Raw genomic sequence first — 15,110 nt, 5'->3', positions numbered from 1 at the left:
GAACGGGGTCAAGGGGAAAGGCCCTACCCAAAAAGGCGAAAAGGTTCTCCCTGTCGGCCCATCACTCGGGTTTCAGCATGCTCTCCTTGTTCCAGCGCAAACGGACTCACCCGACCACCGGCCCGTCGCCTACGCCCGTCAGCGAGCCTCCCAAAGGGCTAACGCGGCCGGCGTCGGCCGCGTCGCTGCTGGCGACCTCGCGCCGGCAGCGACTGCTGGAACACATCTGGCAGCGAACCTCGCTCTCGCGCAAGCAGTTCGCGTCGCTGTATCTGGCGCCACTGGAACGATACGCCGAGCTGGTGCAAGCCTTTCCCGCCTCCGAAAGCCATCACCACGCCTACCCGGGTGGCATGCTCGACCACGGGCTGGAAATCGTGGCCTATGCCTTGAAGCTGCGGCAGTCCCATCTGCTGCCCGCGGGCGCACCGCCCGAGATCCAGGCCGCGCAGGCCGAGGCGTGGACCGCCGGAGCCGCCTACGCCGCCTTGCTGCACGACATCGGCAAGGTGGCAGTCGACCTGTACGTCGAGTACGCAGACGGAACCGCCTGGCATCCGTGGCACGGGCCGCTGAAACGCCCATATCGCTTCCGGTATCGCAAGGAGCGCGAGTACCGGCTGCACAGCGCCGCCACCGGGCTGCTCTACACCCAGCTGCTCGACCGGGACATCCTCGACTGGCTCAGCGGGTATCCGGACCTGTGGGCCGCGCTGCTGTACGTGCTGGCCGGCCAGTACGAGCACGCCGGCACGCTGGGCGAGCTGGTGCGGCTGGCCGACCAGGCCTCGGTGGCGCAAGAGCTGGGCGGCGATCCCAGCAAGGCGCTGGCCGCGCCGCGCCACGCGCTCCAGCGCAAACTATTGGATGGCCTGCGCTACCTGCTCAAGGAGGAGTTCAAGCTCAACCAGCCCCAGGCCTCGGACGGGTGGTTGACGCAGGATGCTTTGTGGTTGGTCAGCAAGACGGTCAGCGACAAGCTGCGCGCCCATCTGCTGGCACAAGGCGTGGACGGCATCCCGGCCAACAACACGTCGGTGTTCAATGTGCTGCAGGATCACGGGATCGCGCAAGCGACGGCCGATGGCAAGGCCATCTGGAAGGCGACCGTCACCAGCGACACAGGCTGGTCGCACAGCTTCACCTTCCTCAAGCTGTCGCCCGCTCTGATCTGGGAATCGGCCGAACGGCCCGCACCCTACGACGGTACGGTCCAAGTGGAGCAGGACACCGCACCGGAACCGGCCAGCGCCACGGCCGACGCGCCGGGCGTGGCAGGCATGCGTATTGAGACCCCCGTGCATTTGTCGCCGCCTGCCACCAGTGGGTCAACGGCAAGGGATCCGCCTGCCGAGCCGACCGCCGCGGACGGAGTGGATGCGCTACTCGAACTGTTCGCCGCTTCTGAGCCTACCGCCACCGATGCCATGGCGTCGGCCTTCGCGAAGCCAGCCGGCCAGACCGCCGCCAAGACGCTGACTCCGACGCACGCCGCCCCCGAGGCGAGCGGTCACGCGCAAGAACCCTCGGGCGAGCACTTCATCGAATGGCTCATCCGGGCCATCCGATCGCGCAAGCTCATCATCAATGACGCGAAGGCGCTGGTACATACCGTTGCGGACACCGCATACCTGGTCAGCCCCGGGGTATTCCAGCGCTACGCGCAGGAGCATCCGCAGACGGCCCTTCTCGCCAAGCAGGAGGGCATGGCTGATTGGCGGTGGCTGCAGAAGCGGTTCGAGAAGCTGCAACTCCATCGCAAGCAGGACAGTGGCCTGAACATCTGGACATGCGAGGTCACGGGCCAACGCAAGTCGCGGCGACTGCATGGCTACCTGCTCGACAATCCACATGGATTTTTCGAGCAGCTTCCCCCGAACAATCCCTATCTCTCACTCCTTAAGAGCTAACGGATGTCTGCCACAGGAAGAACTCGCTCTTTCGCTTCACGGCACATTCGATATCAACGCTGCCTACATGACTTGGTGATTTCCATACCGTAATACTCGGGTCATGTCTCCGACAGATTTGCCCTCTTAACGTGAAACCGCTACCCCGCGCGGCCTTCACGCACTGCCCAAGACCGATGAATCACTCAGACTTCGCCCGCTTTGCGCGGAGATTGCTGAGGGGCGCTCGTGTGCGAATGCGGCTTGGACCTCACGAACCGCCATCCATATCGAACGAAGCTTGAGCACCCGGCGATTGAGAATCGCTTGATCGCCATTCTCTAGCCATGAATCCAACAACTTAGTCGAGGACGTCATGCAAAAAACCATGAAAGCTGCAGTGGTCCGCGCATTTGGGGAGCCCCTCGTCATCGAGGAAACCCCAGTGCCATCCGTCGGCCGCGGACAGATTCTCGTGAAGATCGCGGCGTCTGGTGTATGCCATACCGATCTCCATGCCGCCGAGGGTGACTGGCCCATCAAGCCGACACCGCCGTTCATTCCGGGACATGAGGGCGTGGGGGACGTGGTGGCGGTCGGCCCCGGAGTCGGCCACCTTCGGGAAGGCGATCGAGTGGGAGTGCCCTGGCTCTACAGTGCCTGTGGACACTGCGTGCACTGCCTCGGAGGCTGGGAAACGCTCTGCGAACAACAGATCAATACGAGGGTCGGCAGGGAATCGTTACGAACACGGCCAGATCTTCGCTAACCGGTTGATGGATCGGTGAAATTCCACCCTCGGCCGCACTCCCAGGCCCGGCCCTCCCCAGGAAGCTGTGGCACCATTCAACCATGGCCACCACCTACTATTTCTTAGACACCGAGTGGGCCGATGTAACCGGCAGCGAGCTGGTGAGCCTGGCGTTGGTGAACGAGGACGGTGATCGCCACTTTTACGCCGAGCGAGCCGATCTGCCCGAGAGCCCTACCGATTTCGTTCGTCAAAGCGTCTACCCGCTACTCGACCGCGGCGGCGCGGCCCTGCCGGATGCCGCCCTGACGACCGAGCTGCGCGCCTTCCTCAGCGAGGCCGACGCGCCGGCGGTGTTGGCGGATTTCCCGAACGACCTTCAGCTGCTGCGGTATGCCTTGGATGGATTTGAGCTCCCTGATGACCAGGTGGCTGCGTGCGGCCCCCGGCCGGCCCCGGTCATGACGCGTATGTCCAAGGAAGGCCTTCCGGGATTGCTGGTGGAAGATTGGTTCGCGGCCCATCTAGAACATAGGGCCAGACGCCACCATGCCTTGGTAGATGCGCGGGCCTTGCGGATGGCGTGGCTGGTGGCGACCGACCGCATCCTTGCTCCGGCGTGGGCCCACTCCTACCGCCGCGCCCGGGGATAGCGGCATGGCGTCTATCCCCGGTATGCTTGCCCCATGAACCGCCTGAGCCAGCTCGACCCTCGAATACCGGCGTGATCGCATCGATCGATCACGCCCCTGTTGCTCATGTTGGTCAGAGCGCCGGCCTTATACCCCGGTGAGAGCACGCGCCAGATAAGCGCGTACACGTCGGTTCGATTCCGACCAGGGGCACCACCGTCAGCGACGGAAGAAACGCTCCACTTGCGCGCCATGACAGCGCTTGTACTTGCTGCCGCTGCCGCACAGGCACGGTGCATGCTCGCGCAATCCCGCACCGAGTGACTGGCCCAGGAAATCCCTCGCCTGCAGCAGGGGCTGGATTTCATTGGCGGGCACACTGACTTCGCCATACTGGGATGATCGCTCGCCGCGGTTCATCACCTGGACAATCGCTTCGGACATCTGGATGAAGTGCTTGATTAGTAGGTCATCACGTAGCGGCATGCGGACATTGTCGATGGCCAAGCCCTCGTAGCGTCTGCGCGGATCCGGTACGAAAAGAATACGTGTCTCACCTTCGGGCTTTGGCGTGATGTCGACCAGTTCCCCTACGGGGCTGATCCACACGGCATGGAACTCTGCTTCCACCAGCACGTGGGGCCATTCCCACAGCTGCCAACCGCACAGCATCTGGCCGCCATCCTGCGCGACCTTGGCCTGCACGTTGGGAAAGCACTCGTGCACGATCGCGTCGGCTTCCGGCTGTACATCGAGATAGACCGGTTCTGCGCCGCGCACGACCGAATCGGCTAGGCGCCGCACCGCACGGGTGATTTCCGGGGGTGTGGTGGTGACTACGCTCATGGCACTGCTCCTTGCGATCGTTGCGCCGGGTTTTCTCTACGCAGGCTATGGCGCCGGCGTCTCTTCCGATGAGATCCGCTTGGCGCCTTTGCCGCCGGCACTGGCCGGCTGCAGCTGGGCCAACAGCGGCTCCAAGGTGCTCAGGCGCACTGTGGCGCGCAGGGTTTCCGCTTCGGCCTGCTCGCGTCGTTCCCGCTCCTGGGCCAGCTCGGTCCGGGCCTGTGCGAGGTCTTGCCGAGCGGCGTCCAAACTCTGAGCGTCTTGGCCCCAGCGCACCTGCAGCGCCTGGTGTTCGGCCGCCGTCAGGCGCAGCGTATCGAGCTCGCCCTGTTGCGTCTGGATGGTCTGGCGCAGCTGCGCCACCTCCTTTTCCAGTCGAGTGTGACGCTCCAGCCACTGGCCGTTTTCCCGGTTGAGCTGCACCAGATCGTGGTTCTTGGCGGTCAACGCCTCGTTGGCCTGGCGCAGGGTGACCTGCAGTTCCTGCACCTGGTGCTCGTGCCGGCGTTGCTCCTGCTCGCGCTGGTCTTTGACCGAGGTGCGGTAGTGCTCAAGGGCTTCCCTGGCATGCTCGTGCTTCTGCTCCAGGGAGCGCGCGTGGCTTTCGTGCTCTGCCAGCCGCGCCGTGAGGCCGGCAATGCGCTCCTCCAGTTGGGCCAGTTCGGTGGTGCGGCTGGCCACCTCGCCCTTGGCGGCTTCGCTCGCCTCGCGTTCTGTCTGCAGAGCTGTCTCGGTGCGCTGAAGCTGCACACTGAGGTTCCCGGCCTCTTGCCGGGCCTGTTCCAAGGCTTGGGTGCGCTCGTGCAACTCGGCTTGGAACCGTTCCTGTGCCTGCGCGACCATCGTTTCGGCCTCGACATGCAGCCGTTCGGCCAGACGACCGACCAAGTCCTGCAGGGCGTCGCTGATCGCGATTTTGGCGCCTGGGCCTTGCCCTTCCTCCTCTTCCAGCTCCTTCAGGTGGCGGTGGATGGTGGTTTTGGACCCGGTGTTGCCCAGCGCCACGCGGACGGCGTCTACCGAGGGGTTCTTGCCTTCGGCCCGGAGGCTGTCCCGGGCACGCTGCACATCGCTTTTGTACAAGCCAGACCGAGCCATGCGTCCTCTCCGGTTATTGCGTAATGTATTACATACCATGTAATTACGTACTATTCAACGTCGAGGATGGCCGAGACTACGGCCTAAACATCAAGCGGGATAATATTGAATTATCCCGCGTGACAAGCGCCTTGGCCATTTCCAGCCGTCAAAACAGTACGAAACCGCCCAGGACTGGCGATCGCTGGGTAGTATGGCCCAGAGCGAAAAGGAGGCCAGCCGGGGTGCAAGCAGGCGCCGCCACCGAACTCTTTGGCCATCAAAGGACTGTGCATGCCGATCGAACGTATCGTCATCGACAACTTCAAGTCGTTTCGCCATCTGGACCTGCCCCTCAACGCCCACATGAACCTGGTGGTGGGCGACAACGAGGTCGGTAAGTCCACCCTGCTGGAGGCCATCCACGCGGTGGTCACCGGGCAACTGCATGGGCGCAGTCTCGCCTACGAGCTCACGCCCTACCTGTTTCACCAGCCCACGGTGCAGGAATATTTGGCGACCCTTGCTGCGGGCACGCCGGCCTCGCCGCCACGGATCTCCATCGAAGCCTACTTGGGCGCAGACGCCGCGCTGGCGTCGTTGCGTGGCACCAACAACTCCCTGCGCCTGGATACCGCCGGCATCCGCCTGCTGGTCGAGCTCAACGACGACTACCGCGAGGAGTTCAACGCCTACCTGCAGCAGCACCAGGGCGCGGTCAGCCTGCCGGTGGAGTACTACACGGTGCGCTGGTATTCCTTCGCCAACAATGGCGTCACCGCTCGCAGCATTCCGTTCGACTCGACCATCATCGACACGCACGGCATCAAGACCTTGTCCGGTGCTGATCGCTATATCGCCGGCATCATCGAGCAGGCATTGACGCCTTCGCAACGTGTCTCGCTGTCGCTGAGCTTCCGCCGCATGCGGCAGAGTTTTTCTGAAGAAGCGGACGTGGCGGCAATCAATACGTATCTCACCGAGCACACCGGGGACATTAGCCACCGGGCGCTGACGGTGGGTGTGGACACATCGCCGCGCTCAACGTGGGAAACCAGTTTGTCACCTTACCTGGATGAGCTCCCGTTCACCCAGGCCGGCAAGGGCGAGCAAAGCGCGGTAAAGATGAAGCTGGCGATGCACGCGGCCGGCGCGGCCCACGTGCTTCTGATCGAGGAGCCGGAGAACCATCTGTCCTATTCCAGCATGACCCAGCTGATCGACAAGATTGCGGCCCTCTCCACCGCCCAGCAGGTGATTATCGCCACCCACAGCAGCTTCGTGTTGAACAAACTGGGCGTGGACAACGTGATCCTGTTCAGCGCGCAGGGCCAGATGAAGCTGGACCAGCTGCCGAGCGATACGCACGACTATTTCATGAAGCTGCCGGGCCACGACACGCTGCGGTTGATCCTGGCCAAGCAGGCGATCCTGGTGGAAGGCCCTTCCGACGAGCTCATTGTGCAGCGCGCCTACAGCGACCACCACGGCGTGACGCCGATGGCTCGCGGCGTAGACATCATTTCGGTCAAGTCGCTGGCATTCAAGCGCTTCTTGCAGATTGCAGAGCGGCTGAAAATTCAGGCCAAGGTGATCACCGACAACGATGGTGACATCGCGGTTGTGCAGGAACGCTATGCCGAGCACCTCACCGCGATTTACTACGATTCCGACGAAAGCGCCCCATCGCTGGAAGAGCAGCTGATCAAAGCCAACTCGCTGGCCGAACTCAATATCGTGCTGGGCAAGACGTTTGCCGATGAGGTGGCGCTGCTCAAGTACATGAAGGGCCATAAGACCGATACGGCCCTGGCGATCTTCAACAGCCCGCACTCGATCAGGTTCCCGGACTATGTCCAGCGTGCCATCGCCTAACCGGGTACTGCTCTCAGCGGCCGGCTCTGGCAAGACCACGCTGCTGGTCCGGCAGGCCTTGGAGCGACCTGGGCGCCGCATCGCCATTGTCACCTACACGCTGGAAAACCTTGAAGAGATCCGGCGCTCGTTTGAGGTCCACGCCGGCGCGGTCCCCGCGCATGTCACCTTGCACAGCTGGTATGGCTTCCTGCTGCGCCAGTGCATCCGCCCGTACCAGGCGGCACTGTGCCCTGAGCCTCGCATCGAGACCATCCTGTTCGTAGAAGGCGTCACCAACAACCGGGCCCCACGCACACAGGTAGCGCGCCACTACCTGGCAGGCAACCGGATGTATTCGGACCGGGCGGCCGACTTTGCTGTGCGCTGCGATGAGCTGACCCAAGGTCAGGTCATGGCGCGCCTGGCGGCCATGTACGACGAGCTCTACATCGACGAAGTTCAGGACCTGGCCGGCTTTGATCTGGATCTGGTCGAGCGGCTGTTGAAGAGCGATATCGCCATCACGTTGGTGGGTGATACGCGCCAGGCGACGTATGCCACCAACTATGCGCAAAGGCACAGCCAGTATCGTGGGCCCAATCTGGCAGCGCTGTTTCAGATCTGGGAGTCGGACGGCTTATGCCAGCTGGATCACCGCCTCATCAGTCTGCGCTGCGTTCAGGCCCTGTGCGATATGGCTGACACGCTCTATCCGCAGATGCCGCCGACCCAATCAGGCAATGGCGAGGTCACCGGGCACGATGGCATCTACCTCGTCGCTCCAGGGGATGTTGCGGCGTACGTGCAGGAGTTTGCCCCCACCGTGCTTCGGCATGATCGGCGGCAAGCCTGCGACGGACTACCAGCGGTGAACTTTGGGCAGTGCAAGGGCCGCACCTACAGTCGGGTCCTTATCTTTCCGAACGGGCCGTTGACGCAGTACCTGCGCACGGCCGATGCGGCGCGCATCACCGCGCCACCGAAGTACTACGTGGCCTTCACCCGGGCACGGCAAAGCGTGGCCTTTGTGTATGCCGGCGCGTGCGCCTTGCCGGGTCATCAGCTCTACATCCCTGCCAGCGCAAGCACATAGAGAAGCGTTGGATCTTGTGGCATTCGCGGTTCCCGGAGCCTAAGCAATACGTGGCTTGAAAGGTGCCGGCACCGCAATGATTGCATCCTACAAGGATCGTTGTAGAATTGACGAATGAACGATGACTCTGCCGTCTCAGCGCTCTCTGCTCTTGCGCACTCCGACCGCCTGGCCGCATTCAGGATGCTGGTGCGCGCTGGTCCCAATGGCATGCCCTCAGGTGAAATTGCCGAAGCGCTCGCGATTCCGCCACCGCGCATGAGCTTCCACCTTGCGACCTTGGAGCGGGCGAGCCTACTGCGCTCTTGGCGCGACGGGCGGCGTGTCCTGTACGCCGCCAGCTACGAGGACATGCGCCAGCTTCTTGAATTCCTCACCGAGGACTGCTGCTCCGGGAATCCGGACATCTGCGGCGCCCTCAATAACCTCGCCACTCCTTGTCCCGCGGAGACCTGCGCATGAGCTTCCCTCAGCCGTTTAACGTCCTGTTCCTATGCACCGGCAATTCAGCCCGCTCGATCCTGGCCGAGAGCGTCCTTCGCAAGATCGGCGATGGCCGTTTCAATGCGTTCTCCGCCGGCAGCCACCCCAAGGGTGAGGTCCACCCGCTGGCAATCGAGACGCTGCGTCAGGCCGACTACCCAGTCGAGGGGCTGCGCTCCAAGGCGTGGGACGAGTTCGCCGTGCCAGACGCCCCGGCCATGGATTTCGTTTTTACCGTCTGTGACCAGGCAGCCGGCGAGGCCTGCCCACTGTGGCCAGGACAACCGATCACTGCGCATTGGGGCATCGAAGACCCGAGCCGAGAAGCGCGCGGGGACATGTGGCAGCGCGCCGCCTTTCGGCAGGCGCTGGTGTACATGGAGAACCGCATCAAGGCGTTCGTCGCACTTCCGATCCACACGCTAACCCGGACGAGCTTGGCCGCGCAGGTGGGCGAAATCGGGAAGTTCGAGGGCACCACGTCGCCCCGACCCGACGTGGCTTGAGGGATCATCATGACGCTGACGATCTACCATAACCCTGCCTGCGGCACGTCTCGGAATACCCTGGAAATGATGCGCCAGTCAGGTGAAGACCCGGTGGTCATCGAGTACCTGCAGGCGCCGCCCACGCGCGAGAAGCTGGTCGAGCTGCTCGCCGCGATGGGCATGTCCCCTCGTGAGCTCCTGCGCCAGAAGGGAACACCTTACGCGGAGCTGGGCTTGGACAATCCCGCGCTCACCAACGAGCAACTGGTGGACGCGATGATGGCGCATCCGATCCTGATCAACCGTCCCATCGTCGTTTCCGGCCGGGGCGCGGCCCTGTGCCGACCGTCCGAAAAGGTGCTCGCGCTGCTGGACAAGCCGGTGTCCTCCTTCACCAAGGAAGACGGCGAAACCGTGACGGTTGCCGGAGCGTCTACGTGATCGATCGCATTGCCGCAGATCTGCCGAGCATCGACGCAACGCAACTTGCACCGATCGACGTTGATGCACTAGCTGGGCCCGGCGACCCCAGGCACCCGCCCCGGATCCTCATCCTCTATGGCTCGCTGCGGGAACGCTCTTATTCCCGGCTGCTGGCAGAGGAAGCCGGCCGACTCTTGCGCTGGTACGGCTGCGACGTGCGAATCTTCGATCCGCATGACTTGCCACTGCCTGACGGAGCCACCCCGGATCATCCGAAGGTGGGTGAGCTGCGCGAGCTCGCGTACTGGTCCGAAGGCATGGTTTGGGTCAGCCCGGAACGCCACGGCGCCATGACCGGAATCATGAAGGCGCAGATCGACTGGATTCCGCTGGCCGACGGGGCCAAGCGCCCGACACAAGGCAAAACCTTGGCGGTGATGCAGGTGTCTGGCGGCTCGCAGAGCTTCAACGCAGTAAACCAGCTGCGCGTACTCGGCCGTTGGATGCGCATGGTCACCATCCCGAACCAGTCCTCGGTGGCCAAGGCCTTCCAGGAATTTGATGAGGCTGGGCGCATGAAGCCGTCTGCGTACTATCAGCGCGTTGCTGACGTATGCGAGGAGTTGGTGAAGTTCACCTGGCTGGTGCGTGGTCGCTCAGCGTACCTGACCGATCGCTATTCCGAACGTGTTGAGAGCGCCGAAGAACTGTCCAAGCGCGTGAATCAGCGCTCCATCTAATCCTTGTCGGAGCGGTGCATGCTTGCCCTTGCGATTTTCATCGTCACTCTTGTATTCGTCATTTGGCAGCCGCGAGGGTTCGGTATCGGTTGGTCGGCACTGGCCGGCGCCGCAGTAGCGTTGGCCACCGGCGTCGTCGGGTGGGGTGACGTCGCCACGGTGTGGGGGATTGTCTGGGATGCGACGTTTACTTTCGTCGCACTCATCATCATCTCGCTCATCCTAGACGCGGCCGGCTTCTTCGCATGGGCGGCGCTGCACGTGGCGCGCTGGGGCGGCGGCAGTGGTCGGAAACTCTTTCCGCTGATCGTCTTGCTTGGCGCTGCGATCGCGGCAGTGTTCGCCAACGATGGCGCGGCTCTCCTGTTGACGCCGATTGTTCTTGCCATTCTGTTGCGCTTGAACTTTCCACCCGCGAGTGCGCTCGCGTTTACTGTGGCCTGCGGTTTCATCGCTGATACGGCCAGCCTGCCGCTGGTTGTCTCGAACTTGGTCAACATCGTCACCGCGAACTTTTTTGACGTCTCGTTCGGGCGCTACGCAGCGGTCATGGTGCCGGTGAATCTGGTGTCGGTCGGCGCCACGCTGATCGTCCTGTGGCTCTGGTTCCGCCGCGACATTCCCCGCACCTACCCGGTCCACGATCTTGAAGCGCCGCATGAGGCGATCCGCGACAAGGCGGTCTTCCGCGCCGCCTTGCCCCTGCTCGCATCACTGCTCCTTGCCTACTTCGTGACCGGGCCGCTGGGCGTCCCGATCGCCTTGGTGACGGGTGTGGCTGCGCTGGTGCTGATGGCAATTGCAGGTCGCTGGGCGACAGGCGGCCGAGGCGCCACCATGGCCGTGACCAAGATTCTGCGTGGCGCGCCCTGGCAGATCGTGCTGTTCTCGGTTGGCATGTATCTGGTGGTTTATGGGCTTGGCAACGCCTGGCTGACAAAGGCTGCAAGTGCGGTGCTTGAGTGGCTGGCGGCGCAGGGAACCTTTGTGGCCACGATCGGCACCGGCTTCGCAGTGGCGGGCCTCGCTTCGATCATGAACAACATGCCGGCGACGCTGGTGGGCGCACTGGCCATCGACGGGGCCAATCTTCCGGCCGCCACCCGCGAATTGATGATCTATGCCAACGTCGTGGGCAACGACCTTGGCCCCAAGCTCACTCCGATTGGGTCGCTCGCGACCCTGCTGTGGCTGCACGTCCTCGCCGGCAAGGGCCAACGGATCACGTGGGGACAGTACATGAAGGTAGGGCTAATCCTCACGCCCCCGGTCCTGTTGGCCACGCTCGTCGCCCTCTGGATTTGGCTGCCGCTCGCTCAATGACCCTGTCGGCGCACAGGGCCGCAGGCGATCACATCTTCTTCAAGGGTGCCGCGGTGGGGGGCGGCGGCACCGGTCCCGGGTCGTTGAAGCACAGCATGACCTGATCGATGCCGAATTGGTCGGCGAGCACGCGGGCGGTCACCGCGTGCACCAAGTCCAGGTCGACCGACGGCGCAGCCACGGTGATGGTGGCCGCGATCGCACGACCGCGCTCTTTGGTGGGGACCAGGCGCAGGTCATCCACCGCTTTCACGCCGGGGTCGGTAAACATCGCCGCACGCACCTGTTCCAAGTTGATCTCGTTCATGGTGTCGAAGACTCCAAGGCACTGCCACCGGCGCGGGGAGCTCGGTCGCGATGCAGCCAACGATAGAGCACCGGCAGCACCAACAAGGTCAATGCGGTGGATGACACAATCCCCCCGATGACGACAGTGGCCAGCGGGCGCTGCACCTCCGAGCCGGCGCCGACATTCAAGGCCATGGGCAGGAAGCCCAGCGAGGCCACCAGGGCGGTCATCAACACCGGGCGCAGGCGGCCAAGGGCGCCGTCACGGACAGCGTCGTCCAGCGGATCGCCCTGTTCGCGCAGGCGGCGGATGAAGGCGATCATGACCAGCCCGTTGAGCACAGCCACGCCCGACAGCGCGATGAAGCCCACGCCGGCGGAGATCGACAGCGGAATCCCGCGTAGGGCCAGCGCCAGCACACCGCCGGTCAGCGCCAGTGGTACGCCACTGAACACGATGGCCGCATCCTTGGCCGAGCCGAAGGCCATGAACAGCAGGGCGAAGATCAACGCCAGTGTCACCGGAACCACCACCCCCAGGCGTTGGGTGGCCGAGATCAGCTGCTCGAAGGTGCCGCCGTAATCGATCCAGTAGCCCTCTGGAAGCGTGACATCTTGGCCGATGCGCGTGCGCAACTCGCCGACGAACCCGCCCAGATCGCGCTCGCGCACGTTGGCGGTGATCACCACGCGTCGCTTGCCGTTCTCGCGATTGATCTGATTGGGCCCGCGCTCCACCTGGATCTTCGCCACTTCCCGCAGCGGCACCGTGCGAGGCCCACCATTGGCGCCGGTGGCCAGGCGGCTGGACTCGTCCACGCTGGCGCTTTCCGGCAGTGGAATGGGCAGATCTGCCAGCACAGCCGGGTCTTGGCGCTGCGATTCGGGCAGGCGCACGACCAGGTCGAAGCGGCGGTCGCCCTCGATCAACTGGCCGGCGACACTGCCCCCAATGGCGGTGGCCACCGTTTCTTGCACGTCGCCCGGGTTCAGGCCATACCGTGCCAATGCCGCCGGATCTGGCGTGATGGTCAGCAGCGGCAGGCCGGTGACCTGCTCGGCCTTGACATCCTCGGCGCCGGGGACGCTGCGCATGACCCGCTCGACCCGGCTGGCCAGGCGCGTCAGTTGGTCCAGGTTGTCGCCGTAGACCTTGACTGCCACGTCCGAACGGACGCCGGAGATCAACTCGTTGGTGCGCATCTGGATGGGCTGGGTGAACTCGTAGTTGCTGCCGGGGATTTCCTTGGCTGCCGCCTCCAGCTCTTCCACCAGCTCGGCCTTGGGCTTGCGCGGGTCGGGCCACTGGTCGCGGGGCTTGAGCATCAGGAAGGTGTCGGCCATCGACGGCGGCATCGGGTCGGTGGCCACCTCGGCGGTGCCGATCTTGGAGAAGATGTTGGCCACCTCCGGGAACTGGGCCAGGCGCTTCTCCAGCGTTTCCTGCATGGCCACCGACTGCTCCAGGCTGGTGCCGGGGATACGCATGGGCTGCAAAGTGATGTCGCCTTCATCCAGGCTCGGTACGAACTCCGAGCCCAGGCGGGTAGCCAGCACGCCACACCCCACCACCAGCACGGCCGCGCCTGTCAGCACCACGACCCGCCGGCGCAGCGCCCAATCCAGCAGCGGCGTGTAGCGAGCGCGTGACCAGCGCATCAGGCGGTTGTCGTGCTCGGCCACGCGGCCGCGCAGGAAGGCAGCGATCGCCGCCGGCACGAAGGTCAGCGACAGCACCATGGCACCGGTCAGGGCCAGCACCACGGTGATGGCCATCGGGTGGAACATTTTCCCTTCCACGCCCGACAGCGCAAAGATCGGCAGGTAGACCGCCGCGATGATGCCCAGACCGAACAGGCTGGGACGGATCACCTCAGCGGTGGCCGAGGCAGTCAGGTCATAGCGCTCTTCATCGTTGAGCTGGCGGCCCAACGCGTGCTGCGCCTCTCCGAAGCGGCGCAGACAGTTCTCGATGATGATCACCGCCCCGTCCACGATCAGGCCGAAGTCCAGCGCGCCCAGACTCATCAGGTTGCCCGACACGCCGCCACGGACCATGCCGATGATGGTGAACAGCATCGCCAGCGGAATCACTGCGGCGGTGATCAGCGAAGCGCGCACATTGCCCAGCAGCAGGAAAAGTACCACCACGACCAGCAGCGCGCCCTCGATCAGGTTCTTGGACACGGTATTGATGGTGCGGTCCACCAGCGCGGTGCGGTCATACACGGCCTTGGCATGCACGCCCGGGGGCAAGCTGGCGTTGGCGGCGTCCAGCTTGGCCGCAGCCGCTTGGGAGACCTCCCGGCTGTTGGCGCCGAACAGCATGAAAGCGGTACCGACCACGACCTCATGGCCGTTCTGGGTGGCCGCGCCCGTGCGCAGCTCCTTGCCTTCGCCGACGCTGGCGACATCGCGCACCCGAATGGGCACGCCATCGCGCCGGTCCAGCACGATGTTGCCGATCGCCTCCAGATTGGCCAGCTGGCCGGGCACGCGCACCAGGAATTGCTGCCCATTGCGCTCGATGTAGCCGGCGCCAATGTTCTGGTTGTTGCGCATGACCGCCGCGACCACGTCGTTCAACGTGAAGCCCAGCGCCACCAGCTGGGCCGGATCTGGAGTGATGTGGATCTGCCGCTCGAAGCCGCCGATGGTGTTGACCTCGGTGACGCCGGGCGTGGTGCGCAGCTGCGGGCGGATCACCCAGTCCTGCAGGGTGCGCAGGTCCGTGGCCGTGTAGGGTGTGCCGTCGGGCTTGCGAGCGTCGGGCTCGGCCTCCACGGTGTACATGAAGATCTCGCCCAGCCCGGTGGAGATGGGGCCCATCTCCGGATCCAATCCTTCGGGCAGCTGGGAGGCGATCTGCTGCAGCCGTTCGGCGACCTGCTGGCGGGCAAAGTACAGGTCGGTGCCGTCCTTGAAGGCGACGGTGACCTGCGAAAGCCCATAACGCGACAGCGAGCGGCTGTAGTCCAGCTTGGGCAGGCCGGCCATGGCCGTTTCGATAGCAAAGGTGACCCGTTGCTCGGCCTCCAGCGGCGAGTAGCCCGGGGCCTGGGTGTTGATCTGGACCTGGACGTTGGTGATGTCCGGTGTGGCGTCGATGGAGAGGTGACGGTAGCTCCACACGCCCAGCGCAACCAGCGCAGCGGTGAGTACCAGCGTCAGCCAGCGGTGGCGGATGGACAGCCCAATGAGGCGTTCGAGCATGGCGGGC

General features: G+C 64.1%; 13 protein-coding genes, 1 tRNA gene and 1 pseudogene. 11 read left to right on the top strand and 4 right to left on the bottom strand.

What is annotated here, in order from left to right:
* Window positions 1-77 precede the first annotated feature (77 nt).
* The 4 genes and pseudogenes from mobH to DSC_RS02930 all read left to right on the top strand — a co-directional run bounded on the left by mobH (window position 78) and on the right by DSC_RS02930 (window position 3,488).
* On the top strand, window positions 78-1,910 hold the full coding sequence (gene mobH, locus DSC_RS02945) for a MobH family relaxase (protein ID WP_014159634.1): 1,833 nt from the start codon (window positions 78-80) through the stop codon (window positions 1,908-1,910).
* A gap of 355 nt (window positions 1,911-2,265) precedes the next feature.
* Window positions 2,266-2,613 (top strand): annotated as a pseudogene (locus DSC_RS15945) (alcohol dehydrogenase catalytic domain-containing protein); the annotation flags it as partial.
* A 128-nt stretch (window positions 2,614-2,741) separates the two neighbouring features.
* Window positions 2,742-3,293, top strand: coding sequence for a 3'-5' exoribonuclease (locus tag DSC_RS02935; protein WP_014159632.1), 552 nt, complete (start codon window positions 2,742-2,744; stop codon window positions 3,291-3,293).
* Window positions 3,294-3,385: 92 nt separating this feature from the next.
* Window positions 3,386-3,488: transfer RNA gene (locus DSC_RS02930), tRNA-Ile, on the top strand.
* 3 nt (window positions 3,489-3,491) lie between these two features.
* On the opposite strand, the gene DSC_RS02925 is transcribed toward DSC_RS02930, so the two are convergent.
* Window positions 3,492-4,118 (bottom strand): SEC-C domain-containing protein, encoded by a 627-nt coding sequence (locus DSC_RS02925; RefSeq protein ID WP_014159631.1) that lies wholly within the window; start codon window positions 4,116-4,118, stop codon window positions 3,492-3,494.
* Between the two features lie 45 nt (window positions 4,119-4,163).
* Window positions 4,164-5,216: a DNA-binding protein gene (locus DSC_RS02920; protein WP_043290360.1), complete on the bottom strand. Its 1,053-nt coding sequence runs from the start codon at window positions 5,214-5,216 to the stop codon at window positions 4,164-4,166.
* Window positions 5,217-5,489: 273 nt separating this feature from the next.
* On the opposite strand from DSC_RS02920, the gene DSC_RS02915 reads away from it, so the two are divergent.
* The 7 genes from DSC_RS02915 to DSC_RS02885 all read left to right on the top strand — a co-directional run bounded on the left by DSC_RS02915 (window position 5,490) and on the right by DSC_RS02885 (window position 11,602).
* Window positions 5,490-7,070, top strand: coding sequence for an ATP-dependent nuclease (locus tag DSC_RS02915; protein WP_014159629.1), 1,581 nt, complete (start codon window positions 5,490-5,492; stop codon window positions 7,068-7,070).
* On the top strand, window positions 7,048-8,145 hold the full coding sequence (locus DSC_RS02910; protein WP_014159628.1) for a UvrD-helicase domain-containing protein: 1,098 nt from the start codon (window positions 7,048-7,050) through the stop codon (window positions 8,143-8,145). The genes DSC_RS02915 and DSC_RS02910 overlap by 23 nt, the downstream gene beginning before the upstream one ends.
* Window positions 8,146-8,259: 114 nt before the next feature.
* On the top strand, window positions 8,260-8,607 hold the full coding sequence (locus DSC_RS02905) for an ArsR/SmtB family transcription factor (RefSeq protein ID WP_014159627.1): 348 nt from the start codon (window positions 8,260-8,262) through the stop codon (window positions 8,605-8,607).
* A complete protein-coding gene (locus tag DSC_RS02900; protein ID WP_014159626.1) occupies window positions 8,604-9,134 on the top strand; it encodes an arsenate reductase ArsC in 531 nt (176 codons plus the stop codon). Before DSC_RS02905 ends, DSC_RS02900 begins: the two co-directional genes overlap by 4 nt.
* A 9-nt stretch (window positions 9,135-9,143) precedes the next feature.
* The gene (gene arsC / locus DSC_RS02895) at window positions 9,144-9,557 is read left to right on the top strand and encodes an arsenate reductase (glutaredoxin) (RefSeq protein ID WP_083833443.1); all 414 of its coding nucleotides are present in this window, start codon (window positions 9,144-9,146) and stop codon (window positions 9,555-9,557) included.
* Window positions 9,554-10,279: an arsenical resistance protein ArsH gene (gene arsH / locus DSC_RS02890; protein ID WP_014159624.1), complete on the top strand. Its 726-nt coding sequence runs from the start codon at window positions 9,554-9,556 to the stop codon at window positions 10,277-10,279. The genes arsC and arsH overlap by 4 nt, the downstream gene beginning before the upstream one ends.
* A gap of 18 nt (window positions 10,280-10,297) precedes the next feature.
* A complete protein-coding gene (locus DSC_RS02885; RefSeq protein ID WP_014159623.1) occupies window positions 10,298-11,602 on the top strand; it encodes an arsenic transporter in 1,305 nt (434 codons plus the stop codon).
* Between the two features lie 28 nt (window positions 11,603-11,630).
* Here the strand turns inward: DSC_RS02885 and DSC_RS02880 are convergent, their stop codons facing one another.
* Both DSC_RS02880 and DSC_RS02875 read right to left on the bottom strand, forming a co-directional pair.
* Window positions 11,631-11,909: a hypothetical protein gene (locus DSC_RS02880; RefSeq protein ID WP_014159622.1), complete on the bottom strand. Its 279-nt coding sequence runs from the start codon at window positions 11,907-11,909 to the stop codon at window positions 11,631-11,633.
* Window positions 11,906-15,103: an efflux RND transporter permease subunit gene (locus DSC_RS02875; protein WP_014159621.1), complete on the bottom strand. Its 3,198-nt coding sequence runs from the start codon at window positions 15,101-15,103 to the stop codon at window positions 11,906-11,908. The genes DSC_RS02880 and DSC_RS02875 overlap by 4 nt, the downstream gene beginning before the upstream one ends.
* Between the last annotated feature and the right edge of the window lie 7 nt (window positions 15,104-15,110).

It is taken from the genome of Pseudoxanthomonas spadix BD-a59 (assembly GCF_000233915.3).
Classification (GTDB): Bacteria; Pseudomonadota; Gammaproteobacteria; order Xanthomonadales; family Xanthomonadaceae; genus Pseudoxanthomonas_A; species Pseudoxanthomonas_A spadix.
The sequence above is the reverse complement of the archived record's forward strand: the minus strand, read 5'-3'. Positions and strand labels throughout refer to the sequence as shown.